Raw genomic sequence first — 26,552 nt, forward strand, 5'->3', positions numbered from 1 at the left:
GAGCGTCGGGCCCGCGGGATCCGCGACGCGTCCGGTGAGCATGGCCAATTACGTCTCGGTCTTCCTCGTGTCGCTGTCGGCGATCTTCTTCGTCGTGGATCCCATCGGCATCGTGCCGCTGTTCCTGACGATGACCGCCGGCGATCCCCCGGAGAAGGTGCGGCGCACGGCGCGGCGCGCGTGCGCCGTCGCCGGCGGGCTCATGCTCTTCTTCGCGCTCTTCGGCGGCGTCATCTTCAAGGTCTTCGGCGTCTCGCTGGCCGCGTTCCGCGTCGCGGGCGGCCTCCTGCTGCTCATCACGGCGCTCGACATGCTGCGCGCCCGCGCCTCGGCGACGCGCACCACCCCGTCCGAGCAGCAGGAGGGCATCGAGAAGGAGGACGTGGCGCTCGTGCCGCTCGCCATGCCGCTCCTGGCCGGGCCGGGCGCCATCGCCACGGTGCTGGTGCTGATGGCGCGCGGCGGCGACGACCCCGTGGCCATGGCGCTGGTGCTCGCCAGCGTGGCCATCACCTTCGCGGCCTCCTACCTCGTGCTGCGCGGCGCCGGGCTCGTGCAGCGGGCGCTCAAGGCGTCCGGCGTGGCCGTGCTCGAGCGCGTCATGGGCCTCATCCTGGCCGCCATCGCCGTGCAGTTCATGGCCGACGGCGTGAAGGAGCTCTGGCGCGGGTGACGGCCGCGCGGCGCGGCGCCGCGGATCACGTCGAGGGCTCCCCCGTGGAGCGGGGGCCCCGGGCCAGCTCGCCCTTCCGCTGCGCGTAGGCGGCCTCCGAGATGCAGGTCGTGAAGCAGCGCGTGTGAACGAACCGCCCGTCGCGCCGGAAGGCGTTCGAGTTGATCAGCACGTGCTTCACGCTGCCGTCCTTGGCGCACAGGCGGGCCGGATAGGAGAGCAGCCGGCCGGCCCCGGCGAGGACGGTCAGGATGTGGTCGATCGCGTCCCTGTCGACATGGAACTCCGCGAACCGCCGACCGATGTACTCGTGAGACGCGTAGCCGAGGAGCTCGAGCTCGAGCTTGTTCGCCCACAGGATCTTCCCGCCCGCGTCGACCAGGTGGACACCCAAGGAGGCGTTGTCCAAGAAATCTTGCCAGTCCTCGAAACGGCTCGCTGCATGCATGATCCAGCGGGGCAGTCTGCCAGTCACAGCACGGTCGACAAGGGGATCGGCAGGTGGGCGAGCGGTGGAGTCCGCGCCGCGGGCGCGGTCGGCCGAGCCGGGGCGCGGGCTCCGCGGCTCGGCCCGGCCGGCGGGCGGCTACGCGGCCGGGGCGTCGCGGCGCGCGGCGGGCGCCCCGCGGAAGACGTGCGCGTGGGCGCGCGCGAGGTCGCGGAAGGCGCGCGGCGCGCGGCCGGTCACGCGCCGCACCGTGTCGGTGACGCGGTCCTCGGCCCCGTCGCGGATGGCGAGGTCGAGCCGCGCGAGGAACGCGGCGTACGGCGCGGGCATCCCCGCGTTCACGAGGTGCGCGCGGGCGGCGTCCTCGTCGGCGCGGACGTGGCGTATCGGCCGGCCGGCGACCTCGGACAGGACGGCCGCCACGTCGTCGTGGCTGAGCGCCTCCGGACCGGTGATGACGTGCGCGGCGTCGTGGGGCGCCTCGTCGAGCAGCGCGCGCGCGGCGACCTCCGCGATGTCCTCGGCGTCGACGAAGCCGACGCGGCCGCCGCCGGCCGCGGTCGTGATCTCGCCGGGCCCGACGATCCCGGCCCAGCGCGCGTGGCGCGGATCGACGAAGTTCTGCATGAACCACGACGGCTGGAGCACGGTCCACTCCGGCGCGCGCTCGCGGAGCGCGCGGTGGACGACGCCGAGGCCGGCGCTCCCCTCCGGCACGACCGACGCGCTGAGCAGCACGAGGCGGCGCACGCCGCCCGCGAGCGCGCGCTCGACGAAGGGCAGCATGAGCGTCGAGGGGTCCTCGACCAGCGCGGGCGCCAGGAGGTAGGCGCGATCGACGCCGCGGAGCGCCTCCTCGTGCGTCGCCGGGTCGGTCCAGTCGAAGCGCGCGTGCTCCACGCCCTCGCGGTCGGCGGGCGCCGTCCGGCTCGCGACGCGGACGCGCGCGCCGGCGGCCTCGAGCCGCGCGGCGAGCGCCCGCCCGGTGGTGCCCGTCCCGCCGATGACGAGGACGCGCGGCCCGCCGCCCCCTGCGCGCGCGCTCACGACGCCCCCTCGCGAGGCGCGGCGAGCTCGCCGAACGCCTCGGCGACGGGCGCCGGGTTCCAGTACTCGCGGTACCGCACGACCTTGCCGTCGCGCGTGGCGACGACCATCACGTAGTCCTGCTCATAGCGCTTGCCCGACGGCAGGATGATCGCCGAGCCGTGCACCTCGGCGAGCGCGACGTCCGGATCGGTCGTCGGATACCGCCGCACGTCCCGGAGCGACAGGTCGCGAAAGCGCTCGATGGTGCCCTGGAAATGGCGCCGGATGGCCTCTTTGCCCTCGAATCGGCCGGGCACGCCGAGCGCGGTCGCGTACGGGAACTCCACGGTGGCGTCGTCGGCGAAGAGGGCGAGCCATCCCTCGATGTCGCGGACGACGAGGTCGAGGAGGGCGTCGAGCGCCTGCGCGGCGTCGAGCGGGCGAGGATGCGGCAGAGGGTGAGTCATGGAGGGCCTCTTTCTCTCGTGGTGACGTGTCCAGCTCTCGTGCTGACGGGGGCAGCGTAGCCAGGCCGCGATTGCCGCGCGTCCGGCTCTCCGATCCGCGCGTCCAGTCCGCGCGTTGCGCGTCGCATGTCCACCGACGGCGCCTCTGGCGGGGCCCCGCGCGTGCGGTACAATCGAGCGCGCATGTCTGCCGCGCTCGATGAAATGGCCCGGAGCGTCGCCCTCCGCGAGGCCGAGGTGATGCGCTTCGCGCTCGGCGATCGCTGGGGCAAGCGGCAGCCGGCGCGGCGCGCGTCCGCCCGGGTCTACGCGGCGGAGCGCGGCGGCGGGTGGATCGATGTCGCGCGGCGGCGGCTCGCGTTCGGCGCGGGAGAGCTCGTGTTCCTGCCGCGGGCCGACGCGCACGCCATCCGCGATCGGCCGACGACCTCGCTCGAGCAGCCGGAGGCCCTCTGCCGCGGGATGCACGCCGTGGCCGACGGCGCCCTGGCGACGGAGGCCCCGCCGGAGGCGCACCTCGTCATCGTCGACCTGCACCTCGACGCGGCGGGCGCCCCGTGGATCGCGCTGCTGCCGCCGGCCGTGCACGTCACGGGCGCGACGCCGGGCCTCGCGCGCTGGCTGGGCGAGACGCTCGCGCTGCTCGCGGGCGCGCGGGACCTGTCGCCGGCGCTGCGCCGGTCGATCGGCGAGACGTGGGCGCACGCGCTGTTCGCGAGCGCGCTGCGCGACCCCGGGGCGTCGCTGCCGCGGGCCGAGGCGCTCCGGGACGAGCCGGTCGTGGCCGCGCTCGCGCGGGTGCGCGCCTCGCCCGAGCGCGCGTGGGAGCTCGGGGAGCTCGCGCGGCAGGCCGGGCTCTCGCGCTCGGCGTTCGCGGCGCGCGCGACGGCGCTGCTCGGCGAGCCGCTCGGCCACCACGTGCGCCGGCTGCGGCTCCAGCGCGCCGCGGTGCTGCTCGGCGAGACGACGCTCCCCGTGAAGCTCATCGCCGCCCGCGTCGGCTACGACAGCGAGCCCGCGTTCGCGCGGGCCTTCGCGCGGGCCCACGGCGTGAGCCCCATCGCCTACCGGCAGGCGAGGCGGCGAGAGGACGGCGCGCCCGAGATCCGTCGCGCGGGGTGACGGGCGCGGGAGCGCCGGAGCGCGGCGCGGCGGGCCTCGCGCCGGTGCGGCTCCGGACACCCGCGCAGGCGCCGGCAGGGGCGCGGCGGCACGCGGGCACGCGGGCACGCTGGCACGCTGGCACGCTGGCACGCGGGCACGCGGGCACATGCGTCCTCGCGGGTGACCGCGAGCGCTCGCGGACCCAGGCGCTCCGCGGTACGCGGTGCCCATCGCTCTTCCGGGCCGGAGCGACGCGCAGGCATGGCTGGCATCTCTCGTGCTTTGAGAGGCGCGCTTCCTTCCCGTGCAGCTTGCTCGCCGATCCCCGTGCTCGACGGGGCGGCGCTCTGTCTGACCTTATTAAGTACGAGGGGATATGTACAATCTAGACAGCGTCGGCCGATGGTTGAGTATTGCGCTCCTGACCGGAGCGGCGAGCACCGGGTGCGGGTGGATCGCCGTTGATCCGGTGCCGGGCGCGAGCGGTACGGATGATCCTGCTGGCGTCACGACCGGCGAGGGCGCTGGCGGGTCGACGGACCCTGTGGAGGAGCCTGGGACGGACGGCAGCGGCAGCGGCGGTGCCGGCGGCACGGGTGGCGCTGGCGGCGGTGGCACGGGCGTCGGGGGCGCTGGCGCCGGCGGCACGGGGGGCGTCGGCGGCGCGGGCGGCACGGGCGCGGGCGGCACGGGCGCGGGCGGCACGGGCGCGGGCGACACGGGCGTGGGCGGCGGCGCTGGCGGCACGGGCGGCGGCGAAGCGTGCGCCGGACCGCTCGCGTTCGCCGATGCGGCGCTCGAGGCAGCCGTGCGCGAGGCCGCGGGCATGCCGGACGGCCCGCTCCTCCCGGCCGACGTCGCGTCGCTCGACTTCATCGACGCCAGGTACCGCGATATCCAGTCGCTCTCCGGCCTCGACTGCATCAGCTCGCTCATCGCGCTGGACCTCACCGGGAACCTCGTGACCGACGTCACGCCGCTGTCCTCGCTCACGGAGCTGAGCTACCTCGAGCTCGGGTCCAACCAGATCTCGGACATCGCGCCGCTGTCCTCGCTCCTCAAGCTGGAGCACCTGGGTTTGTCGAACAACGAGATCTCGGACGTGACCGTCGTCGGCGCGATGACCGAGCTGCTCACCTTGCGGCTGATCGCGAATCCGATCGGCGATCTCGGCCCGCTCGGCTCGCTGGTCAACCTCACTCAGCTGTACCTCGGCGGCGCCCCGCTCCCGACGCTGGCGCCGCTGGCTGGTCTGGAGGCGCTCCACGTCCTCGTGGCGAACGAGGCGGGGATCAGCGACATCTCGGCCCTGTCGACCATGACGAACCTGCGCCAGGTGTTGCTCACCTCGAACCGCATCTCCGATCTGTCTCCGCTCTCGAGCCTTCCTCACCTGTTCTACATCACGCTCTTGAGCAACTCGGTGTCCGACCTGTCGCCCCTCGTCGCCAACCCGAGCATCGGCGCAGGGGTCTCCCTGAACGTGGGCGGCAACCCGATCGACTGCGTCGCTCAGGCGAGCAACATCGCCGAGCTCAGGGCGCGTGGAACGAACCTCGGCTCGACCTGTCTATGACGCCGCCCCCGGCGAGGCGCAGCTTCATCGTCGGGCGACGCTGACCCGAAATTTCAAGCCTGCGCCGGAGGGACCGCGCTCCGCGGCGCGGCCTTGAGTGTATTCTCCATCGTATGAGGCAAAGCGCGAGGATAGGGGCCCTGCTCGTCGCCATGGCGGCGTGCGGCGGCGAGGAGGCGATGTCCGCGGCCGGCGCCGGAGGCGCCTCGGCGGGCGCGGGCAGCGCCGGCGGGGCCGCCGGGGCGAGCGGCGCCGGGGCCGGCGGCGAGGCGCCCGGCGTCCCGTCCTACGGCCGCTTCGGCGAGCCCAGGACCACCTTCACGCTGCCGGCGCCGGCCCCGAAGGAGGGCGAGCGCCCCGCGATCGCGGTCCCCGACCTCGCCGAGGCGTTCCCGGAGGTCGACTGGAGCGCGCTCGATCGGCTCTACATCCCGGCCGGCGAGTACCGGAGCATCCTGCTCGGCGGCCTGCCCGAGCGCAGCGCCGAGCGCCCGCTCGTCATCACGAACCTCGGCGGTCAGGTCAAGGTCGGCTGCGACGCCGCCAATCACCTGTTCGTGCTGAAGGGCGGAAAGGGCTGGATCCTGACCGGCCGCCACGATCCCGTCTCGAAGACCGGCGACGCGGGGTTCCGCGGGCACGCCGAGGGCGGCTTCGCCCACAGCCAGGGCACCTACGGCATCTTCATCGACGACGCGTTCAGCAAGGAGGGCCTGTCCGGGCTGGCCATCGGCGGCGGCGCGTCGGACTTCGAGCTGGAGGTCATCGAGGTCGCGCGCGTCGAGTTCGCCGGGGTCATCGCCAAGACCGACGACGACGGGCAGGCCACGATGCGCAACGTGAAGGTCCACGACCTCTACGTGCACGACGTCGGGTCCGAGGGCATCTATTTCGGCAGCACGCAGGCGCAGCCGCAGCACGCGTTCGAGCGCCTCGAGGTGTACGACAACCGGCTTCTCCGCACCGGCACCGAGGCGCTGCAGGTCGGCCAGCTCGGGTCCGACTGCGAGATCCACCACAACGTCCTCGGACCCGGGGCGGTCCGGTGGCGGTCGGCGTTCGACCATTACCAGGACGGCAACGTGCAGTTCGGCCAGCGCTACGGCAGCTCGACCTTCCACCACAACATCGTGATCGGGACGGGCGACCTCTTCGTCGAGCTGTTCCCGACCCGCGTGGACCAGGACCCGCGCTCGCCCGGAGACACGATCTCGTTCACGGACAACTACTTCGCCGACACCTCGCTCAGCGGCGTGTACACGCACGCGGTGGACACCGGGGCCATGATACGGTTCGAGCGCAACGTGTTCCTGGGGTTCCACTTCAACTACGGCGAGGTGTACCCCGACACGGAGGAGCCGGTGCAGGTCTTCGGCGTGGGGAGCAACGCGCCAAATCCGCACATCCTCCGGGACAACCGGGTGGACGGGCCCTATCCGTTCATCAAGTGGCTCTTCGACAGCGTGACGGCCGAGGACAACCCCACGGTCGCGGTGCCCCGGGCGCGCTTCCGCGACTTCATGGTGGGCGCCATCGACGAGGACTACCGCCGCCTGGAGTGGTGGACCGACCGCGCGACGCTCAGCCCCGACGAGCGCGCCGTTGTGTACCCGAAGGGCGCCTACGTCCTCCACCAGGGCGCGCTCTACGAGGCGCTCGAGGAGAGCCACGGCAAGCAGCCCGACCAGCACCCCGACGCGTGGCGCGCGCTCCCGCCCCCCGCGGACGACGTCCGCCTGAGCGCCGACTCGCCGCACCAGGGCCTCGGCGTCCGCTGGCCTCCCCCCTGAGGCGAGCGCGGGTCGTCGCCGCATGGCCGCCGAGAGCGGCCGGCGTCGAGCTCGCGCGATCCCTCGACGGACCGCTCGAACACCGCTATTCTCTGGTCGCCTGCGAGGAACGCAGGCCGAGGTGTAAGGATGGATACAGCCCAGTCAGACGAGTGAGCCGCAGCAACCCCTGAATTCGTTGCTGCGGCTATCTGCTCTCGATCGTCCGACGAGCGCCGTCCTTGAGGCAGATCGCCGCCGAATGTCCACCATTTGCGCGGGTGTATCGTCGTGCCTCGAAATCGTTCAACACATTGGAATCTCTCGCTGTCCGCAGCGCTGCTGCTGATGGCCCCGTTCGACCTCCTGGCCTCGCTGGCCATGGATGTCTATCTGCCGGTGGTGCCGAGCATGCCAGGCATCCTCGGCACGTCGCCGTCGGTCGTTCAGCTGACGTTGAGCCTCTACATGGTCGTCCTGGGCGCGGGGCAGCTCGTGTTCGGGCCCATCTCGGACCGGGTGGGCCGGCGGCCGGTCCTGCTCGGCGGCGCCGTCCTGTTCGCCGCCGCGTCGTTTCTGCTCGCGGGCGCCGGGTCCGCCGCGGCGTTCGTCGCCCTCCGCGTCCTCCAGGCGATGGGCGCGGCCGCGGCGCTCGTCGCGACCTTCGCGACGGTGCGCGACGTCTACGCGGAGCGCGCCGAGGGGGCGGTGATCTACAGCCTGTTCGGTTCGATGCTGGCGTTCGTGCCCGCGCTCGGGCCCGTGATCGGCGCGCTGCTCGCGGACCACCTCGGCTGGCGGGCGATCTTCGTCGCGCTCGGCGCCGCCGCCACCGCGGCTGCGCTGAACGCCGCGCCGAGGTGGCGCGAGACCCGGCCCCTGCACGCGTCGAGGCCGCGCGCCGCGTTCGGCGAGATCCTGACGGACGCCTCGTTCTGGACCTACACGCTCGGCTTCAGCGCGGCCATGGGCGCGTTCTTCGTCTTCTTCTCGACGGCGTCGCGCGTCCTGATCGATCGGGCAGGCTTCTCGCAGCTCGCCTTCAGCCTCCTGTTTGCCACCGTCGCGCTCGTCATGATCGCGACGACCCGGTTCGCGAAGCGGTTCGTGGCGCGGTGGGGGAGGGCCGGGAGCCTCGTCCGCGGGATGGGGATGCTGCTCCTGGGCGCCGCGCTGCTGGCCGTCGGACAGGGGATCGCCGCCCCGTCGTTCTGGACCTTCGTCCCGCCCATGTGGATCATCGCGATCGGCATCGTCTTCGCGAATTCGGTGGCGGCCAACGGCGCGCTCCAGCGCTTCGGCCACGTCGCGGGCACCGCGACCGCGCTCTACTACTGCATCGAGAGCCTCGTCGTGGGGATCGTCGGAACGACGCTGGTCGTCCTGCTGCCTGGGGACACGGCGTGGCCGCTCTCGGCCTATTGCACGCTCATGGCCGTGGTCGTGCTGGGCCTCGTCCGGCGCGTGGAGAGGTCCCCGGCGACCGCCGTCTCGCCGGATCCGGCGCGCGCTCGCGAGACGTAAGGTGCTTCGCCAGCGGGAGGAGGAGCCTCTCCTCCTCCCGCTCCAGCGGGACCCCATCGAAAACCTCGTCGATCGGACCGAAAGCCCCGCCCTTCAGGGCCTCCGCGCGCGGAGCTACGACGGGGACATGGCGAGCGAGACCGACGACCCGCGGCTCACGCGACGCGCGTGGCTTCGGGCGGGCGCGGCGCTCGGCACCGCCCTGGCCGTCCCGGGCTGCGCATCGGGTCGCGGAGCTTCGCGACCATCACCCTCTGCGAGGAAAGCCAACATGTCATACGACGTCGTCATCGTGGGAGGCGGCCCCGCCGGGCTCTCCGCCGCGCTGGCCCTCGGCCGCGCGCGCAAGCGTGTCCTGCTCTGCGATGCGGGGGCTCGCAGGAACGCCGCCGCGGAGCACATCCACAACTTCGTCACGCGCGACGGGACGCCGCCGGACGAGCTCCGGGCGATCGGCCGCCGAGAGCTCGCGGCGTACCCGAGCGTGGAGGGGTCCGGAGGACCGGAATGAAGATCTTCCTCACGGGAGCAACGGGGTACATCGGCGGCTCTGTTGCCAAGCACCTCACCGAGCAGGGACACTCGGTTCGAGGCTTGGTCCGGCGCCGCGAGCTGGCGGCATCGCTCGAGGCGCAGGGCATCGGCGCGGTGCTCGGCGACTTGAGCGACCATGGGCTGCTCGAGGCCGAGGCGCGCCGAGCGGACGCCGTGGTCAACGCCGCAGACAGCCTCCGCGGCGACGTGGTGACGGCGCTTCTGCGCGGACTGGAAGGTTCTGGTAAGGCGCTGATCCACAGCAGCGGGATCGGCCTCGTGTCGGAGGACGCGTGCGGCGACGTCGTCAGCGAGCGAATCTCCAGCGATGACGAGCCGATCGTCGAGGGGGGGCATCCCATGCAGAAGGCCTTGCGTGAGGTGGAGGTCCAGGTCCTCCATGCAGCACGGGTGGGCGTGCGCGGCGTCGTCCTGTCCAACGCGATGGTCTACGGCATCGGCCTCGGCCTGCGCGCGGAGAGCGTCCAGGTCCCGATGCTCGTCAGGGCGGCCCGCGAGGTCGGCGCGGTGTGCGTCGTTGGCAGGGGCGTCAATCGATGGTCGAACGTGCACGTACGCGACATGTCGTCGCTCTATGCGCTGGCGCTCCGCGGTGCTCCCGCCGGCGCGTTCTACTTCGTCGAGGCCGGCGAAGCCTCGTTCGAGGAGATCGCCGCGGCCATCGCCGCGCGCTTGCGTCTCAGTCCGATCCGGAACTGCAGCCTCCAGCAAGCGACGGCCCTGTGGGGCGAGATCCCGGCGCGTTACCTCTTGGGCTCGAACAGTCGTGTTCGGGCCGTTCGCGCCCGTCGTGAGCTCGGATGGGCTCCGCAATGCCCGTCGCTCCTGGCGTGGATCTCGGCCGAGCTGGCGGCGTAGGCCTCCCGCGCCGCGCGAAGGGCTGGGGCTCCGAGAGCCGCGCCGCCGAGCCACGGATCACCGGGCTCGGCGGCCGGGGCGGCGGCTCGTCAGCGGCCGAGGAAGTTCATGAGCCAGCTCATGGCCGGCCGCATGGTGCCGTTCGAGTGCTGGATGCCCGTGTTGTCCCGCCAGGTGGCGCCGACGATGTAACCCCACAGCGTGATGCCCTTCACGGAGGGGTGGTTCCAGAACATCGTGAACTGCTCCTCCATCACCCTCTTCTGCTGGTTGTCGTCCGCGATGCCGATGTCGTACTCGGTGATGTACACGGGCTTGCCCAGCGAGGCGAGCTTGTCGATGTACCCCTTCACGGTGTTCGTGTTGATCTTGTAGGCGTCGTGGGCCTGCGCGCCGAGCGCGTCGACGGGGGCGCCCGCGTTGATCACCGCCCGCGCGATCCGCATGAAGTTCTGGTGATCGTTCTCGTACTCGATGTTGTTGTAGTCATTGAGGATCAGGACCGCGCCCGGGCAGAACTCGCGGGCCCACTTGAACGAGTTGACGATCCAGTCGTAGCCGCTGGCGCCGTCGCCGCCGATGCCGTTCTTGTAGGAAGGCGTGGTGTGGGGCGGCGGCTCGTTGACGACGTCGATGTACTTCGTGTCGGGGTATCGCGCGCAGAACGACCGCATCCAGTCCCTCACGGCCGCCTGCTGATCCGAGCCGGACAGGCCCCCGAGCCAGCTGGGTTGCTGGGCACCCCACACGAACACGTGGTGCTTGAAGATGATCTTGTTGTCCTTCGCGTACTTGTAGATCGCGTCGAGCCTGCTCCAGTCGCGGACGCCGCGCGACCGCTCGACCTCGCCCCACTTGCCCTCGTTCTCGGGCGTGATCTGGTTCCAGTAGTTCGCGAAGCCGTTGCGCACGGAGCCGCTCGTCGTGATGTTGCCGACGAACTTCCCGGTGGTGCCGCCGCCGGAGCCGCCCGAGCCGCCCGAGCCGCCCGAGCCGCCGGCGCCACCCGAGCCGCCGGCGCCGCCGGAGCCGCCCGCGCCGCTGCTGGACGAGCTGCTCGACGACGAGCTCGAGCTGCTGCTGGACGAGCTGCTCGACGACGAGGTGGTCGTGCCGGTGCCCGTGCCCCCGTTGCCGTTGACCGAGACGATCGTCGGCATCCCGGTGCCGTTCGCGCAGAACCCGAACGACGTCGACTGGCCCGCGCCCAGCGCCCCGTTGTAGCTCTCGTTGGTGACGGTCAGCTGCCCGCCCGAGGCCGAGGAGCGCCCGTTCCACAGGTTGGCCAACGTCGAGCCGTTGAGCCCGACGACCAGGCCCCAGGAGGTGGACCGGCCGGTGCTCGTGTTCGTCACCGTCACGCTCGCGCAGTAGCCGCTGCCCCACTGCGACTGGAGCGCGAGATCCGCCTTCATCGTGTTGTCCGCGCTGCTCGCGGCGGACTCGTACGCCTCGCTGTCCTCCAGGTCAGCTGGCTCGACGGCGCAGGCGAGCAGGCCGCACGCGAAGGAGAGGGACACAGGGCCAAGCAAGCGATCGATACGCATCAAGGTTCTCCATGATCCGGACGGACGGGTCTCAGGCTTCTGTTCAAGATGGACAAGTAAACCAGAAGCGCCTGCGAGCCCCGCCGCCCATGGGCCGGGGCAGCATGATTCCCGGCCAAAGCCTGTTCACCACGACCGCGTGCACCCATTTGCACGGGTCGTATGCCCGGTCACACCGTGGCTGTCGAGGTGAGTCTTGCGCGGACATGCCCGGTGCGAGATGGGCCCGAGCATGTCATGAGAATAAAGCACGCAAGCGCGCGCCGGAGTCAAGCGCCTTTCAACGATTTGTCGTACAGCCATGTTGCAGTCACGTGTGTTTTGGTGGAAGGAGCGACAATCGCCACGTGCAGCCGATTTTGCCGTACAGCCATGTTGCATTGACGGGCTCTCGACGGAACGCGGAGCGCGCCGTCCGCCCTCCCGGAAAAGCGATGATGGCTCGAACATCCAATCGTCCGCGCGGAGGACGCCCATTGTGCGCTCGGGCGCGCCGAGGGCTCCGCGCGGCGGGGGGAGCGCGCGAACGACGGGTGTGATCTCCACGGCTCGTCGCCTCGTGATCGGCTCCCGACATCCCCTCGCGACGACAGCCCTCGACGTTGCGCCGTCCTCTCACGAGGTGTATGACGAGCCGCGACGACGAAAGGTGACCGATGATCAGTCAAGCCGAGCTGGCCGAGCAGCTCGACCGGGCCCGCAGCCACCTGCGGGCGGTCGCGTTCCGCATGCTCGGCTCGGTGGACGAGGCGGAGGACGCGGTGCAGGAGGTCTGGCTGCGCGCCAGCCGCGCCGACGCCAGCGACGTCGCCAACGTGACGGGGTGGCTGACCACGATCCTCGGCCGCGTCTGCCTCGACATGCTGCGCGCGCGCCGGCGCCGGCGCGAGGAGCTCACCGAGATCGGCGAGCTGGATCAGGCGGTCGACCGCGAGGGGCCCTCCGGCCCCGAGGACGAGGCGGCGCTGGCCGACGCCGTCGGGCTCGCGTTGCTCGTGGTCCTCGACACGCTCGGGCCCGCCGAGCGCGTCGCCTTCGTGCTCCATGACCTGTTCGCCGTCCCGTTCGACGAGATCGCCGCGATCGTCGACCGGTCGCCGGCCGCCGCGAAGAAGCTGGCGAGCCGCGCCCGCCATCGCGTGCGCGGCGGGGCCGCCGCGCCCGCCGCCGCGCTCGCCAGGCAGCGGGAGGTCGTGGAGGCGTTCCTCGTCGCCTCGCGCACCGGCGATCTGGGCGCGCTGCTCGCGGTGCTGGCCCCGGACGTCGTCCGGCGCGCCGATCGCGCCGCGCTGCGGGGAGGCGCGGAGGCCGAGGTGCGCGGCGCCCGGCGCGTCGCCGAGGAGACGGCCACCAACGCCGGTCGGGCGCGCTTCGCCCGGCCCGCCCTCGTGAACGGCGCCGTCGGCGTCGTCGTCGCCCCGCGCGGGCGGCTGCAGCTCGTCCTCGCGGTCGCCATCGAGGGCGACCGCATCGCCGCGATCGACGCGATCGGCGACCCGGCCCGCCTCCGCCGGCTCCGGCTCGCGGTCGTCGACGCCGCGCCGCCCTGACGGGCCGAGCGGGCGGGGCGGCTAGCGGTCGCGCGCCCGTGCCGGTCACCTTTCCTCGCCGCGCGTCGTCAGAGCGGTGACGCGCCGGACGCGCCCGCGACCGGCGGCGATAGCCAAGGAGGAAGTACGTTGAGTGTGCACACGGTGCAGCGCAGGGCGCAGCAGGGCGCGCGGCCGGCGGCGAGCGGAGAAGCGCCCTCGCCGGGGGTCCGCGTCGCGGTCGTCTACCACAGCGGCCACGGCCACACCGGGCGGCAGGCCGAGGCCGTCCGAGCAGGCGCGCAGCAGGTGGAGGGCGCCGAGGCCCTGCTGCTGACCGTCGAGGAAGCGCAGGCGCGCTGGGGCGATCTGGCCTCCGCCGACGCGATCGTCTTCGGCGCGCCGACCTACATGGCGAGCGCCTCGGCGGCGTTCAAGGTCTTCCAGGAGGCGAGCTCCCGCGCGGTCATGGCCAGGGGCTTCGGCTGGAGAGACAAAGTCGCGGCCGGCTTCACCAACTCGGGCTCCCGCTCCGGCGACAAGCTGGCGACGCTGATCCAGATCGCCCTCTTCGCCGCCCAGCACGGCATGCACTGGGTCAACCTCGGCCTGCCGCCCGCGAACAACTCCACGAAGGGATCGGAGGAAGACCTGAATCGACTCGGCTTCTGGCTCGGCGCCGGCGCGCAGTCGAACGTCGACCAGGGCCCCGACGTCGCCCCGCCGGAGGCGGATCTGCGCACGGCCGAGCACCTCGGCCGCCGCGTCGCCGAGGTCGCGCGTCAGCTCGTGTGCGGCCGCGTCGTCCTCGGGGGTGGCGGCGTCAGAGGCTGCCGCCCGCCAGCACGAAGGGGATGACCCACGTGTCGCCCGCGCCGAAGCTCGGCGAGGACCCCGTGTCGCCGTCGATGGCGTAGACGTATTCGAACCCAGCGCCCAGCCGCAGCGCGATGGGTCGATCCGTCGGCGCCACGAACAGGGTGCCGTAAAAATGGGCCAGCTTCGTCGCGCCCAGGCCGTCGAGGCGCGCGCGCGCCTCGACGCCCGGCTGCAAATCCCAGGAGACCGAGGCCTGAGGCACGTAGACGACGGCAGCGTCGATGAACGCCGTGAGCTCGACGGAGTCGTCGGACTCGAGCATCAGCGCCTTGGCGCATTGCTTCCCGGTGACGGCCGTGTCTGAGCTCGTCAGCGTCTTGCAGCGATCGAACTCCTTGGCCTTGTACCCGTCGCCGACCGTGGCGCCGACGCGAACGGGGATGGCCATGGAGGTCGTGGGGTAATATCGGCCGACGAGGTTCGGGGTGAACTCCCACTTGCTCTTTGCCACCGCCTCCGCGGCGACGTCGCTCTCGTAGACGTCCTGCCGGTCGAACGAGCCGGCGAGCTCGAGGCCGAACGAGAACCGCATGCCCATCGGGACCCTGCGAGAGAAGACACCCTCGGGCGCATGCGGCGCGAGATCCGGGTTCGCGGTCAACACCTGGCGCGTCAGCTCCGGTTCGTCGCGCATCCATCGCCAGAAGTCGTCGGACGGGCACATCGAGCCTGGCTTTCCAGGCTGAGCCATGTAAAGCCTGCAGGCCTCCTGCAGCGCCTGAGCGCCCGGATTGGTGTTCAGGAACTCCTGGAGCTCCTCCGCGACGAAGTTGCGCTCCAGGGACAGCTTGAGCTGGAACGGCGACGGCCGCCCGCGGGCGTCGAGCAGCGGTGCACGCCGTGTCTCCTCGTCGAGGGGAACGGTGAGCTCTCCCGTGAGCGTGAAGCGCCCGCCGTCCAGAGGCCCCGAAGCGCCCACGATGGCCTTCTTGTCCTTCTCGGCGAGCTTGAGCGCGAAGCCGTTCCAGGGGGCCCTGCCGGAGAAGAGCTCCGTCGCGTCCGCGGACGCCGGCGCCAGCTTGCCCGCGGCGGCGTCGAGCTTCTTGCTGGCGGCGTCCAGCTTTTCCGCTGCCTTCTGGAGCGCGGCCGCTGCGGCATCCACCGGCGGCGGATCTGGCACGGCGGCCGGCGTCGTCGTGGCCACGGGCTGCGGCGGCTGCGCGACCTGTGGCTGCGGCGCCTGCGCGACCTGTGGCAGCGGCGGCTGCTCCTGCGCGGACGAGAGACCGGCGACGCAGAGGACCTGCAAGCCCAGGGCGAGGCGGAACGAGAGATTCATGTCTCGTCCTTCAGCATGAGGAAGCGCGCCTCGGGGAACATCTGCACGATGTCCTCCCCCTTGGCCAGGATGGCTCCCTCCGGGCCCTCTTTCCGGACCTCCATCGAGAACTTCACGCCGGGCGAGGCGATGAATGCAACCATCACCACGAGCCGGTCCACCTTCGTCGGCGACGCGAACTCGATTCCGCCGGTCCATGTGAGCTTGTCTCGCTTCAGGTCGAACTTCTCGTTGTTCTGCGCCTGGCCGTCCGAGTTCAGATCGACAGCGGCGAAGACCTCCGGCGGCGGAAACCCCATGTGCTTCGCGAGGACGAATTTGAAGTGCAGCTTCGGCATGGAACGCTCCTCTTCACGCGGCCGCCCTCCGGGGCGGCGCTCGCGGCGACGACCGTCCCTGCGTGTTCAACATCCGTGCCACGGGCTTTCAGCCGTTTTCGCCTCGCGACCGTGTCCATTCCGGTGTACGCGATATCCAGAAAACTGGACACCGCTCCAGCCGCGCGCCCAAGCCGAAGCGCCTTCGGCGCAGCCGATACACCGCGGAGCTCGAGCGACAGGAGGCTCCGCCCGCCGGACCATGACGCTGAAACGCGGCGGAGCGCGGCGGCGCGGCAGGAAAGATCGCGGCGGGGCCTCGAGCCCGGGCCCCGCGCGGCGCCGGAAAGGGGTAGGATGCCGTCCATGAACCGCGTTTCCAAGATGATGACGGCGGCGGCGATCGCCCTCGCGGCGGCCGCGGGCGGCTACGGGCTCCTGAGCTCGCGCGGGTCCGACGCGAAGACGCTGGTCGGCCGCCTCTGGATCGAGCGGATCCCGAGGGACGACACGGACCAGATCGAGCTCATGGTGATGCTCGCCGACGAGCCGATCGGCATCTTCCGGCGCACGTCCCAGTTCGAGGGCTCGTATGCCCTGTTCCGTTACGAGCTGCGCGGTAGCGACAAGCTGCAGCTGCTCTTCCCGCAGAACAAGTCGAAGCACGAGGTCGCCTTCGACGCGCGGCCGTGCGACGCGAAGGGCTTCGACTACTGCCTCGATCTGAGCGGGGCCCCGCGGGGCGCCGCGAAGTACTACAGCCGGAAGGACTGGGAGATCGACGCGAGCGACCCGGCGGCGCTGGAGGGCGCGCTCCGGGAGCTCGTCGACGAGCTGCGCGCGTCTCCGCCGGAGCCGTGACGGCACCCCGCCTGCTCACGCGAAGAGAAGAGATGTCCACCCCGCATCCGCTGGCGGCATTCTCGTTCTACCTGTCCGGCCGGCACCAGGTCCTGCTGTCGATCTCCAAGGAGATCCTCGAGGGCCTCGACGCGTGCGCCTCCAGCGAGGGGGCCTTTCCCCACGAGGCGAGGGCGCGCGCCTCGGATCTCATGTGGCTGTGGACGCTGGGCGCCTACGAGGTGGTCAGGACGATGTGTCAGGCGAGCCGGTGCTTCTCGGAGCGCTTCGCCAGAGCGATATCGCACCTGAAGGCCGATCTCGAGCGGGTCCGGGTGCCGAACACGAAGCTGGAGCGGATCAAGTACAACCGCCGGGACAGGCCCATCCCCGTGAGCTCGGATCGCGGTCCGGACATCTGGGACGACGCCAGCAAGGATCTCCTGGTGGGAGATCCCGCAGACGCCGTCTCGTGCCGCATGCTGCTCCGGAGCTACGAGAGCGTCATGTCTTCCTTGACGGTGGACGACGTGACGATGTCCCACGAGGACTCGTTCGGAAGAACGTAGAACCGCCCCGCGGCTTCGCGCGGTCCGCGGGCCCGTCGACCGCGGCCGGTCGACGGGCGCCTCGACGCGGAGCCTACTGGCGCGCCACGCGCTTGAGCGGGTATGGCGCGGCTTCCCGTTCGGTCATCGTGAAATACCCAGAGCCGTCCGCCTCGTACTCGATCGACTCGCCCTGACCCTCGACCGTGTCCGTGAGCGCGACGGGCGGCGCCGCGAAGGCCGCCTCGAAGCCCGCGCCGGCCGGCGCTCGGTACTCGTAGACCGCCCGGTAGGTGCGCAGCAGAAACCGGTCGGCGCACGGGTGGATCGCCCCGGCGGTGACCGACCGGAAGTTCTCGTCCGGGCCGAGGGGCATCTGGAGGTCGGCCACGTGAATCAGCGTGGACAGGGTGCCAGGCGCCGGCAGCGGGCTCGGGAACTTGTACACCTTGCTGACCCCGGTCGTGCCCTCCTTCGTGACGACGTAGATGTCCCCCGTCGTCGGGTGCACCATCAGCGCCTCGGCGTTCTGCGGCGTGTCCGGGTACTGGAAGGGGAACCGATCGCCGGACACCGTGCCGCTCGTCTCCCCCGCGGCGAGGTTCGGCTCCTTCATGCGGACCACGGCGAAGGTCGTCGGGTAGGGCAGCGGGTGTCCGCTGATGCGGCCGATGTCCCCCATGAAGATGCAGCTCCCCGCCGGGCACGGACCGGTCGCGATGTCCTCCCAGTCCCAGGGGAACACGCCGGCAACGTAGCTCCCGACGACCGCCGCGTTCGTCTTCTGGATGGCGACGAAGTTCGCGTTGTTCTCGCTGTGCGCGTACAGGATGCCGGGGTTGACGCGGCTCGCGGCGAGGCCGGAGATCTCCACGATGGCCGTCGAGGTCAGGCTCCCGACCGTCGTGGATGTGCTTGCGAACGTATCGCCCGCGGAGCAGCTCGGAGCGCCGGCGGGCCTCAGCGCGACGACCTGCGCGGTGTTCGTGTTGGCGAAGGGAGAGGCGCCGCTCCACGCCGGCTGCGAGCCCGCAGCGCCGAGCTGCTTGTACGCCGCGTCGAACAGGAGACCCGTCGATGACGAGAGCAGGCACGTGTCGAGCGGCTCGGTGAAGCCCGACGGCGGCACGATCGGGCTCGCCGGGCAGGACGAGCCCGTCCAGACCTGCGTGCCGAACCAGACCGCGACGCCGTTCGCCGCCGTGGTGGTGACCGGGGGCGCGGCCAGGGTCGCGGAGTTGCCGTTCTTCTGGCCGCTCGCCGCGTCGATCGGGCTCGCGGGATCGGCGCCGCTGAACGCCACGATGCTGCCCGCCAGGTAGGCCGAGACGTCGAAGCCGAAGGAGTAGCTCGCGGGCTCCGCGCCGCTCGCCACCTTCCAGAGGACCCACGACTTGAGGGCGGACGCGCTCTGATCCGAGCGGAGGAGCGTCCATCCCGCCGGCGGAGCGATCACCGCGCCCACCTGGTTCCGGATGGCGATGCGCGCGAGCAGGACGTCGCCTTGCGCGACGCCCGCCGGCTTCGCGAGGGTCAACGCGGTCAGGTTCTTCCCGGTCGCCGTCGAGCTGGAGCGGAAGGTCACCGTCGAGAGCGGCTGATCGGCCGCGCCTGTTTCATCGGCGCCGTCACCGTCGAAGTCCGTGTCCTGGTGATCGACGGAGATGCAGCCAGCCCATCCGAGCAGCGAAATCGAGGCGACGAGAAGAGCTCTGGCGCTGAGATTCCTCGAGATCAATGTTGTTTCCTTTCGGGTAAGCAAGTTTTTTAGGAGGCGCAACTAAACCACAAAAAGCATGCGATGCAACCCGGCCCCACGACGTCCGGCGTCCAGCCGCGGCCGGCCGGCGCCGCCGCGCGGGGGGCGCCGAGGCGAGCCTCTTTACATCCCTCGCCGCGTCGACGGATAATTGCCATCGTGGAGCAAGGAGCGGTCTTGGCCGGACGCTACCGCCTTGAGCACCGCGCGGACGCGGGGGGCATGGGCGAGGTGTGGAAGGCGCACGACCAGGAGACGCGCGAGGCGGTGGCGGTGAAGCTCTCGCCCCAGCGCGACGCAGAGGAGGCGGCGAGGTTCGAGCGAGAGGCGCAGATCCTCGCGGGCATGTCGCATCCCCACGTGGTCCGGTACGTGGCGCACGGGGCGTGCGCCGACGGTATGCCCTACTTGGTCATGGAGTGGCTCGAGGGCGAGGATCTCGCGGCGCGGCTCGCGCGTGGTCCGCTCGAGATCGACGAGAGCGTGGCGCTGGCGACCACGGTCGCGGACATCCTCGGTTTTGCGCACGAGCGCGGCGTCGTGCACCGCGACCTGAAGCCAAGCAATCTGTTCTTGCCAGGGGGGCGCCTCGACGGCGTGAAGGTGCTCGATTTCGGCATCGCGCGGCTCGGGCAGGCGACGCGGATGACGCGCCCGGGCGTGCTGATCGGGACGCCAGGGTACATGGCGCCCGAGCAGGCGCGGGGCGAGGCGAGCATCGACGCTCGCGCGGACGTGTTTTCCCTCGGCTGCGTGCTGTTCGAGTGTCTGACGGGCAGGCCTGCGTTCGGCGGTCAACACGTGGCGGCGATCCTGACCAAGGTGCTGTTCGAGGAGACGCCGCGCCTGCAAACCCTGCGGACCGGAGTGCCCGAGGCGCTCGACGATCTGCTCCGGAGCATGCTGTCGAAGCGCCGGGAGGAGCGGCCTCTCGGCGGGCACGCGGCGGCGGCGGCGCTGCGCGCGCTCGAGGATGCGTCGCGGTCGCCGGCCGTGAGCTCGGCCCGCTCGCCCTCGCTCACGAGCAGCGAGCAGCGCGCCGTGGCGGTGATCGTGGTGAGCGCGGCGGCGGACGCCGAGGTGAGGGCGTTCGGCGGGGACACGACCCTGATCCTCTCGCCCGGCGACGAGGCCGTCCTGCGCGAGGCCGAGGCGCATGGCGGCCGGAGCGAGCGTTTGCTCGACGGGTCGGTCGTGGTGATGCTGGCGGGCACCGAGACGGCGACGGATCTGTGCGCGCAAGCGGCGCGGTGCGCGCTCGCGCTGCGCCGGTGCGCCGCGGGCCGGCGCGTGGCGCTGGCCATGGGGCGGGGGGAGCGGACGGCGCGGTCGATGGGGCCGGCGATCGACCGGGCGGCGCGGCTCGCGAGCACCACGGCGCGCCACGTTGCCCCGGAGGGCGCGGCGATCATCGACGAGGTCGTCGCTGGCCTGCTCGACGCGCGCTTCGAGGTGCGGGAGAGCGAGGGGTTCTTCACGCTGCACGGCGAGCGCCCGCTCGCGGAGGGGACGCGCCTGCTCCTCGGCAGGGTCACGCCGTGCGTGGGGCGAGAGCTCGAGCTCGGCATGCTCCGGGCGCTCGTGATGGAGAGCATCGAGGAGAGCACGGCGCAGGCGGCGCTGGTGACGGCGCCGCCCGGCGTGGGCAAGTCGCGCCTGGCGCAGGAGTTCCTGCAGGAGATCCGGGGGCAGGGCGCGGGGGTGTCGGTGTGGGCGGTGCGCGGCGACGCGCTGCGGGCCGGCTCGCCCCTCGGCATGCTGGGCCAGGCGCTGCGGAGCGCGTGCGGGATTCACGAGGGCGAGCCGGTCGAAGTGCGGCGCCGGAAGCTCTCGGCAGAGATCGAGGCGCGGGTGCCGCCCGGCCACCGGCGGCGCGTCGAGGAGTTCCTCGGCGAGATCGTGGGCGCTGCCTTCCCGGACGAGGACAGCCTGCCGCTCCGGGCCGCGCGCCGCGACGCGCAGCGCATGGCGGACCAGGTGCGCGCCGCCTTCCTCGATTACCTCGCTGCGATCGTCGCCGGCGGCCCGCTGATCGTCGTGCTGGAGGATCTGCACTGGGGCGACCGACCCACGGTGTCGCTCCTCGACGCGGCGCTGCGCGACCTCTCGGATCGGCCGCTGTTCGTGCTCGCCCTGGCGCGGCCGGAGGTGCGCGAGCTGTTCCCGAAGCTCTGGGAGGGGCGGCGGCTGCACGAGCTGCGGCTCAACGAGCTGAGCCGGCGCGCGGGCGAGCGGCTCGCGCGGCACGTGCTGGGCGAACGCGCGGACGCCGACGCAATCGCGCGGATCGTGCGCCTGTCGGAGGGCAACGCGTTTTACCTGGAAGAGCTGATCCGCTGGACCGCGGAGGGCCGAGGCCCGGACGTGCCGGGGACGGTGGTCGCCATGGTGGAGTCGCGCCTCGGGGCGCTGGACGACGAGGCCCGGCGGCTCCTGCGCGCGGCGAGCGTCTTCGGAGAGGTCTGCTGGGCTGGAGGGGTGGCGGCGCTCGTCGGCGGCGAGGCGCGCCGGAGCCGGGTCGCCGCCGGGCTCGAGGCGCTGGTGGCGCTCGAGATCCTGGTGCGCCGCCGCGAGAGCCGCTTTCCGGCGGAGGAGGAGCTCTCGTTCCGGCACGCGCTCCTGCGCGAGGGCGCGTATGCCATGCTGACCGAGGGGGATCGGGTGCTCGGCCACCGGCTGGCAGGGGAATGGCTGGAGCGGGCGGGGGAGCCGGATCCCGTGGTGCTGGCCGAGCATCTCCAGCGCGGGCGAGCGCTCGATCAGGCCGCGTGCCATTACCTGCGCGCGGGCCGCCAGTCGTGCGATCGCGGCGACTTCGCGAGCGCCCTCGCGCGCGCGCAGCGCGGCGTCGACTGCGGCGTGCAGGGCGAGACCCTCGGCAACCTGATGGCGCTGCGGGCGATGGCGCATTGCTGGCGCTCGGAGTTCGATGCAGCGAAGCAGGCGAGCGCCGCTGCGCTGCCGCTCACGGGGCGCGGGAGCCGGTGGGCGTGCATCGCGCTGTTCCACCGCGCGTGGGCGTCGCTCGTCCTCGACGCAGAGGACGATTTCATGGAGACGGCCGACCGCTTCGTCCAGTTTCAACCGGACGCGGAAGCGGGCCGGGAATACATGCTCTGGGCGCCGCTCGCCGCGTCGCTGCTCCAGACCTACGGGCGCCGCGAGCTCTGCAAAGCCTTGCTCGATCGCGCGGACGCGCTGGCGGCCGCGCTGCCCGTCCTGGATCTCGATCTCAGGGGCGCGCTCGCCATCGGGCGCAGCGATTACGTCCGCGCCTTCGAGCGGGATCCGTGGCGGCAGCTCCAGCTGACGCGACAGGCGGTGGAGGCGTTCCAGGCGATCGAGGATCTCAGGAACCAGATCACGGCCTTGAACCGGCTCGGCCAGGCCGAGGCCGAGCTCGGCGATCCGGCGGCGGGCGAGGCCACGCTGCGGCGGGCGGTGGCGCTGGCGCAGCGCATCGCGATCCCGTTTGCGCAACGCCAATCCGCATTGCACCTGGCGGCGCTGCTCTCGCGCGGATCGGATCCGTCGAAATGGGGAGAAGCGAGCGACATGGCCGGATCGTTGCTCGGCGCTGCGGGGGTGAGCGTGGGATACCGAGGCTGGGCCCACGGGATCTGCGCAGAGGTTCTCCTCCAGCGTGGCTCGTACGACGATGCCGTGCGGCAGGCGCGCGAGGCAGATGCGCTGTGCGCCCGCATCCCGCTGCGGCGGCTCTGGGTGACGGCGTTGCTCGTCCGCGGGCTGATCCAGCTGGGTGACCGCGATGAGGCGGCGCGCGTGGCCAGCCGCATCGAGCCCGGGCTCGCGTGTCTGGGCGGCGGCGGCTACGTCGAGATCGACGCGCGGGTGGCGCTGGCGGAGGCGTATTGGACCGGCGGCAGGCAAGACGAGGCGCGGGCGGCGCTCGGCGAAGCGATTCGCGGGATCGCGGCGCGGGCCGAGGCGATCCCCGACGCGGCCTGGCGCGCGCGGTACACGGCGTGTGTGCCGGAGATCGCGCGCGCCCGCCGGCTGGCGAGCGCATGGGCGTAGGCGCGTCGGGCAGACCCCGACACGCGCGCACCTGAGGTCGGCTCGCCCTACTTCGGGGGCAGCCTACCACGGTTCGCGCCATCGGACGAGCGCTCGTCGGCATCGTGCGCATGGCAGATGGCCATGCGCGTGCGCGCACACGCGAGATGACCGTGCGCCGCGTGCGCGCACACGAGAGATGACCGTGCGGGTGTTCGCGCACGCGAGATGACCGTGCACGTGCGCGCACGCGCGCAGCATCGGGCGTCTCCGCACGAACACCCCGCGCGCCCGCGAGGAGGAGCGCGGGTGAACGGCAGGGAGGCGCCCGCGTCGCGGGGTGACGTACGCGCGTCCCCGGGGACGCGCGCAGCGGGGCGCAACGTGCGTTGATCGGTCGAGACGGGCGCCGGCGGCCGCCCGGCGCACGCCTCGTATCCTCCTCACCCGGCCCGAGCTGGGGGCGGCGAGCGCATGAGGCCTGTACGAGAGTCGATGGCTCTGTTCTTGCTTGGCCACTCATCGCATCGCGATCAGCGGCTGGGAGCTACTCGGGCGCACCCGACGGGGCTCGCAACCGGGCGCGTACCGCGTCCAGGGATTCGCGACACGGATACAACAGCTTACGCACAGCCGGAGACGTGTATCATGAGCAGGGTAAGAGGTTCGCTGTATCGTGGGTTGAACGCCGCTCTGACGAGCGCGCTCCTGATCGCGGCCTGTCGCGGCGGCCGCTCCACCACAACTGACGGCGGCACCGGCGGCACCGCCGCCGGGCAGGATCCGTGCGCGTACAAAGCCGGCCCGGAGCTGCTCAGCTTCCCGACCGCCCTCGATTCGCTCGGCGAGATGCCGCCAGACGTGTGCCCTCCCTCGCCCGAGCTCCGTTGCGCCAGCGTCTGCCCCGGCGGCGCGTGCGACGAGGTCGCGCTGGATCGGCTGCACGACATCTTCGCGTGGCGCCTCTTCGTCGCCACCAACTGGCCACACACCGCGACTGGACCCCAGAGCTCCGGAAGCACCGGCAGCTGCAAGGACCTGGTCGGCGCGGCGACCCAGCCGGCGCCGCAGCTCTCCGGCGCCGGCGTGCCCCTGTGGTGCACGTGGCACGACGTCTCCGAGGCGTTCGAGCGCGACGCGCCTCACGATGGAGAGGAGTGCCAGGACGTGAACGTCAAGCAGGTGATGTCGTCGGGGTGGACCGACCCCTTGCCGCCGCGCAACAACCCCGTGTGGGACCAGAACGGGAACCCCGTGAAGTTCGAAGCGCGCATCAATGAGCGCTCGTACCAGCAGTTCGTGGCCAACCTTCGCGTGAACGATATTGCTGGCCAGCTGGCAGTCCAGTGCTTCGCGCCCGAGTGCCAAGACCCGGGCTCGGCCCGTTGCTTCGGGCTCAGCGAGCAGAACTCCACGTGGGGCCGGTATCCCAACTGCGCCAGCGAGTACCCTGGAGGAGCGAACGAGCCGCTGGTGCACCTCAAGCTGGCGTGGAAAAAGCTGGGCCCGTCCGACGACCCAGGTCGCTTCATCGTCCACGAGGACGGAGCGCACGGGCTCGTGGCCATGCACATCGTCGCCAGGACCCTGATGACCAAGGGGTCCTGGTTCTGGGCGACGTTCGAGCACGTCGACAACCTCGAGCCGTCCGAGCCTTGGCGCACGCCGCTGTTCCGGGATCCGTCGTGTCAGGACTGCGTCCCGAACAAGTGCCCTCAGCCGGCGCCCGGCCAGCAGCGCCGGACCCAGATCGAGCGGCTGACGCCGATCCCGGAGGGCGTGGCGGCCCTCAACGACGAGGTGCGGGCGCTGTTCGCGCAGCGCGGGCACGTGCTCCAGCACTACCAGTTGATCGGCGCCCAGCGCCGGGACAGCGGAGAGTACGTGGCGTGCTCCCTCGACGGGAAGCCCACCCACGTCCCGCTCGACGGGCTCAGGCCCGCTCGGCTGGCGAACGCCGTCATCGAGTGGGACCGGCAGGACATCTCCTGCTTCGAGTGCCACGCGCGCGCCAAAGGGGTCGTGTTCAAATCCCCGGCGACCGATTGCATGGACTGCGACACGGACACCTGCCCGATGGCCAAGGAGGGCGACGTCCGCTTCGCGGAAGGCTGCGCCGATTTCCTCTGGCAGGCCGCCAGGGCTGCCTGGAATCCCATCGTCAACACGGAGCAGTGAAGGAGACTCACCATGAGCTACGCGAACCCGAAGCATCCGACCCTCTCATTCCTCTATGCGCTCTACTCGAACGACACGGCAGAGAAGCAGCGGATCCGCAATAATCCCAAGCCCGCCTACAAGGAGTATTCCCTCTCCGCCAAGGCGGCGAATATCTGCAACAAGGTCGGCCTGCAGCCCGGCGCGAAGCCGACGGCCGAGCTCGCGGATGAGATCTGCGTGCTGGTGCGGCAGGAGCTGATCCGGGTGCCCGATCGGCTGATGTACGACACGCGCTACGTCACGCACCAGTCGCCGATGCAGGGGCTCCTCTACGCTGTCTACGCCGGCGACGGGGGGAGCTCGTCGCGCAAGCCCTTCGACGGCGGCGTGCAGATCCATTTCCCGGGCACCGAGGTCGCGGTGGCGGCCCTGGCGTCGCCGGGCAACGGCAAGGAGCTGAGCCACAGCCAGCTGAACGCCATCTTGGCGGTCGTGAAGGCAGAGCTCCTCGGCCCCGTGTACTCGGCCTGGTAGGCGGTCCGGCCGGAGAAGGTGAGGACACGATGAACGACATCCTGACAGTCGCATCCGCGCGGATGCCCGCCGAGGTCGGCTTCGATCGAGCGAGGGCCCACGCGCGCTTGTTCCGATCGGGCCTCGAGGGCGACGTCACCGCGCAGTACGTCGAGTGGCGGCTCGGTCCAGCGGACGATCAGGTGGACTTCCTCGTCGCCCTGGATCGGCCGGGGCCGCAGGGCACCCGGGTGTTCCGGGATCTCGAGGAGCGCTCGCGGAGCTGGACCGAGCAGGAGCGCCACGCCTGGCTCCCCGTCGCGCGCCTCGGGGCCGCTTGGTCCGGCCCCGAGGCGCCCCTCTGGCCGCGCGTCCCCACCGTGTGGCTCGAGCTCGACGACGTGCGCGGGCCGGCGGCCGCGCCGCCGTGCGTGAGCGTGTGCCTCGTGTCGGGGTACGCGCGACCGCTCGAGCCCCTCGGTGCGCCTCGGCCCGACGAGGAGATCGACACCGTCCACCGGGTCCTCGACCTCTTGGGCGTGCCCGCGTCAGCGCGCCTCGGCGGCGCGCTCGGGCGGTGCTTCGCCGCCCTCCCGCGAGGGGGGCGGCTCATCCACCTCTCGGTGATGCTGGGCCGCGATCCAAAGGCGGTGAAGCTCTACGGCAAGGTGCCGCGCGCCGCGCTCTCACCGTACCTGAAGGCCATCGGATGGAGCGGCGAGCTGGCAGCGCTGGAGCGAGCTCAGCGGGCGTTGTATCCGGAGGCGTACACCGGAGACGACGTGTACTTCGATCTGAACCTGGCCAACTACGACGCTCCCGGGCGCGCGTCGCTGGGGCTCGCGTTCAGCCAGCAGCAGGTCGCTCGCGGCCCCTGCCAGGATCCGCGCCGGCGCGCGATCCTGGACCGGCTGGTGGAAGCCGGGCTCTGCCACCCGGCCAAGGCGGCCGCCGTCGCCGGGTGGCCCGGCGAGTCGCGCGAGCAGGTCGCTGGAGAGGCCTGGCCGCGGCGCTTCCTGCGCTTCCTCGACATCAAGCTGGTCTGGGACGAGGACCAGGGTCCCTCGGCGAAGGCCTATCTCGGCACCAGCTGGCCATCAGGGCTCTTCTGAGCGGGCGGCGGACGTCCGCTGAGCGGGCGGCGGACGTCCGCCGCCGCCC

General features: G+C 71.8%; 21 protein-coding genes and 1 pseudogene. 15 read left to right on the plus strand and 7 right to left on the minus strand.

Annotated features, from left to right (window positions below; translation table 11 throughout):
- Positions 1-40: 40 nt before the first annotated feature.
- Positions 41-673 carry a MarC family protein gene (locus tag WMF26_RS04885; protein WP_061623211.1) on the plus strand — a complete coding sequence of 211 codons (633 nt, stop codon included), beginning with the start codon at positions 41-43 and terminating at the stop codon, positions 671-673.
- Between the two features lie 25 nt (positions 674-698).
- Here the strand turns inward: WMF26_RS04885 and WMF26_RS04890 are convergent, their stop codons facing one another.
- The 3 genes from WMF26_RS04890 to WMF26_RS04900 all read right to left on the minus strand — a co-directional run bounded on the left by WMF26_RS04890 (position 699) and on the right by WMF26_RS04900 (position 2,617).
- Complete coding sequence (locus WMF26_RS04890; RefSeq protein ID WP_437999338.1) at positions 699-1,121, minus strand: PAS domain S-box protein; 423 nt, start codon at positions 1,119-1,121, stop codon at positions 699-701.
- A gap of 138 nt (positions 1,122-1,259) precedes the next feature.
- The gene (locus tag WMF26_RS04895) at positions 1,260-2,168 is read right to left on the minus strand and encodes an NmrA family NAD(P)-binding protein (RefSeq protein ID WP_437999339.1); all 909 of its coding nucleotides are present in this window, start codon (positions 2,166-2,168) and stop codon (positions 1,260-1,262) included.
- Positions 2,165-2,617 carry a nuclear transport factor 2 family protein gene (locus WMF26_RS04900; RefSeq protein WP_437999340.1) on the minus strand — a complete coding sequence of 151 codons (453 nt, stop codon included), beginning with the start codon at positions 2,615-2,617 and terminating at the stop codon, positions 2,165-2,167. Before WMF26_RS04900 ends, WMF26_RS04895 begins: the two co-directional genes overlap by 4 nt.
- A gap of 183 nt (positions 2,618-2,800) precedes the next feature.
- Between WMF26_RS04900 and WMF26_RS04905 the strand changes: the two genes are divergently transcribed.
- From WMF26_RS04905 to WMF26_RS04930, 6 genes and pseudogenes are all read left to right on the plus strand, one after another.
- Positions 2,801-3,739 (plus strand): helix-turn-helix domain-containing protein, encoded by a 939-nt coding sequence (locus tag WMF26_RS04905; RefSeq protein WP_437999341.1) that lies wholly within the window; start codon positions 2,801-2,803, stop codon positions 3,737-3,739.
- A 358-nt stretch (positions 3,740-4,097) separates the two neighbouring features.
- On the plus strand, positions 4,098-5,297 hold the full coding sequence (locus tag WMF26_RS04910; RefSeq protein ID WP_437999342.1) for a leucine-rich repeat domain-containing protein: 1,200 nt from the start codon (positions 4,098-4,100) through the stop codon (positions 5,295-5,297).
- 113 nt (positions 5,298-5,410) lie between these two features.
- Positions 5,411-7,087 carry a right-handed parallel beta-helix repeat-containing protein gene (locus WMF26_RS04915; protein WP_437999343.1) on the plus strand — a complete coding sequence of 559 codons (1,677 nt, stop codon included), beginning with the start codon at positions 5,411-5,413 and terminating at the stop codon, positions 7,085-7,087.
- 270 nt (positions 7,088-7,357) lie between these two features.
- Positions 7,358-8,590, plus strand: a complete 1,233-nt coding sequence (gene cml / locus WMF26_RS04920; RefSeq protein ID WP_437999344.1) for a CmlA/FloR family chloramphenicol efflux MFS transporter — start codon at positions 7,358-7,360, stop codon at positions 8,588-8,590.
- 1 nt (position 8,591) lies between these two features.
- Positions 8,592-9,080 (plus strand): annotated as a pseudogene (locus tag WMF26_RS04925) (FAD-dependent oxidoreductase); the annotation flags it as partial.
- A 17-nt stretch (positions 9,081-9,097) separates the two neighbouring features.
- The gene (locus WMF26_RS04930; protein ID WP_437999345.1) at positions 9,098-10,003 is read left to right on the plus strand and encodes an NAD-dependent epimerase/dehydratase family protein; all 906 of its coding nucleotides are present in this window, start codon (positions 9,098-9,100) and stop codon (positions 10,001-10,003) included.
- Positions 10,004-10,092: 89 nt separating this feature from the next.
- Here WMF26_RS04930 and WMF26_RS04935 read toward each other — a convergent pair whose 3' ends face one another.
- Complete coding sequence (locus tag WMF26_RS04935) at positions 10,093-11,550, minus strand: endo-1,4-beta-xylanase (protein ID WP_437999346.1); 1,458 nt, start codon at positions 11,548-11,550, stop codon at positions 10,093-10,095.
- Between the two features lie 656 nt (positions 11,551-12,206).
- Here WMF26_RS04935 and WMF26_RS04940 point away from each other — a divergent pair.
- Both WMF26_RS04940 and WMF26_RS04945 read left to right on the plus strand, forming a co-directional pair.
- Positions 12,207-13,100 (plus strand): sigma-70 family RNA polymerase sigma factor, encoded by an 894-nt coding sequence (locus tag WMF26_RS04940; RefSeq protein ID WP_437999347.1) that lies wholly within the window; start codon positions 12,207-12,209, stop codon positions 13,098-13,100.
- A gap of 129 nt (positions 13,101-13,229) precedes the next feature.
- Entirely contained in the window at positions 13,230-13,937 is a 708-nt protein-coding gene (locus tag WMF26_RS04945; protein WP_437999348.1) for a flavodoxin family protein, read from the plus strand.
- Here the strand turns inward: WMF26_RS04945 and WMF26_RS04950 are convergent.
- Positions 13,903-15,237: a hypothetical protein gene (locus WMF26_RS04950; RefSeq protein WP_437999349.1), complete on the minus strand. Its 1,335-nt coding sequence runs from the start codon at positions 15,235-15,237 to the stop codon at positions 13,903-13,905. The two genes, WMF26_RS04945 and WMF26_RS04950, sit on opposite strands and share 35 nt — an antisense overlap.
- Positions 15,234-15,575 (minus strand): hypothetical protein, encoded by a 342-nt coding sequence (locus WMF26_RS04955; RefSeq protein ID WP_437999350.1) that lies wholly within the window; start codon positions 15,573-15,575, stop codon positions 15,234-15,236. Before WMF26_RS04955 ends, WMF26_RS04950 begins: the two co-directional genes overlap by 4 nt.
- A gap of 345 nt (positions 15,576-15,920) precedes the next feature.
- Here WMF26_RS04955 and WMF26_RS04960 point away from each other — a divergent pair, with 345 nt between their 5' ends.
- Together WMF26_RS04960 and WMF26_RS04965 are read left to right on the plus strand one after the other, a co-directional pair.
- A complete protein-coding gene (locus WMF26_RS04960) occupies positions 15,921-16,415 on the plus strand; it encodes a hypothetical protein (RefSeq protein WP_061626411.1) in 495 nt (164 codons plus the stop codon).
- 32 nt (positions 16,416-16,447) lie between these two features.
- Positions 16,448-16,963 (plus strand): hypothetical protein, encoded by a 516-nt coding sequence (locus WMF26_RS04965; RefSeq protein WP_437999351.1) that lies wholly within the window; start codon positions 16,448-16,450, stop codon positions 16,961-16,963.
- A gap of 73 nt (positions 16,964-17,036) precedes the next feature.
- Here the strand turns inward: WMF26_RS04965 and WMF26_RS04970 are convergent, their stop codons facing one another.
- Positions 17,037-18,680, minus strand: coding sequence for a cell wall anchor protein (locus WMF26_RS04970; RefSeq protein WP_437999352.1), 1,644 nt, complete (start codon positions 18,678-18,680; stop codon positions 17,037-17,039).
- A gap of 63 nt (positions 18,681-18,743) precedes the next feature.
- On the opposite strand from WMF26_RS04970, the gene WMF26_RS04975 reads away from it, so the two are divergent.
- From WMF26_RS04975 to WMF26_RS04990, 4 genes are all read left to right on the plus strand, one after another.
- Positions 18,744-22,739 (plus strand): protein kinase domain-containing protein, encoded by a 3,996-nt coding sequence (locus WMF26_RS04975; RefSeq protein WP_437999353.1) that lies wholly within the window; start codon positions 18,744-18,746, stop codon positions 22,737-22,739.
- Between the two features lie 828 nt (positions 22,740-23,567).
- On the plus strand, positions 23,568-24,896 hold the full coding sequence (locus WMF26_RS04980) for a hypothetical protein (protein ID WP_437999354.1): 1,329 nt from the start codon (positions 23,568-23,570) through the stop codon (positions 24,894-24,896).
- A gap of 12 nt (positions 24,897-24,908) precedes the next feature.
- Complete coding sequence (locus tag WMF26_RS04985; protein ID WP_061626389.1) at positions 24,909-25,412, plus strand: hypothetical protein; 504 nt, start codon at positions 24,909-24,911, stop codon at positions 25,410-25,412.
- 29 nt (positions 25,413-25,441) lie between these two features.
- The gene (locus tag WMF26_RS04990) at positions 25,442-26,503 is read left to right on the plus strand and encodes a hypothetical protein (protein ID WP_437999355.1); all 1,062 of its coding nucleotides are present in this window, start codon (positions 25,442-25,444) and stop codon (positions 26,501-26,503) included.
- The last annotated feature ends 49 nt before the right edge of the window (positions 26,504-26,552 follow it).

Source organism: Sorangium sp. So ce185, from assembly GCF_051526825.1.
Classification (GTDB): domain Bacteria; phylum Myxococcota_A; class Polyangia; order Polyangiales; family Polyangiaceae; genus Sorangium; species Sorangium cellulosum_D.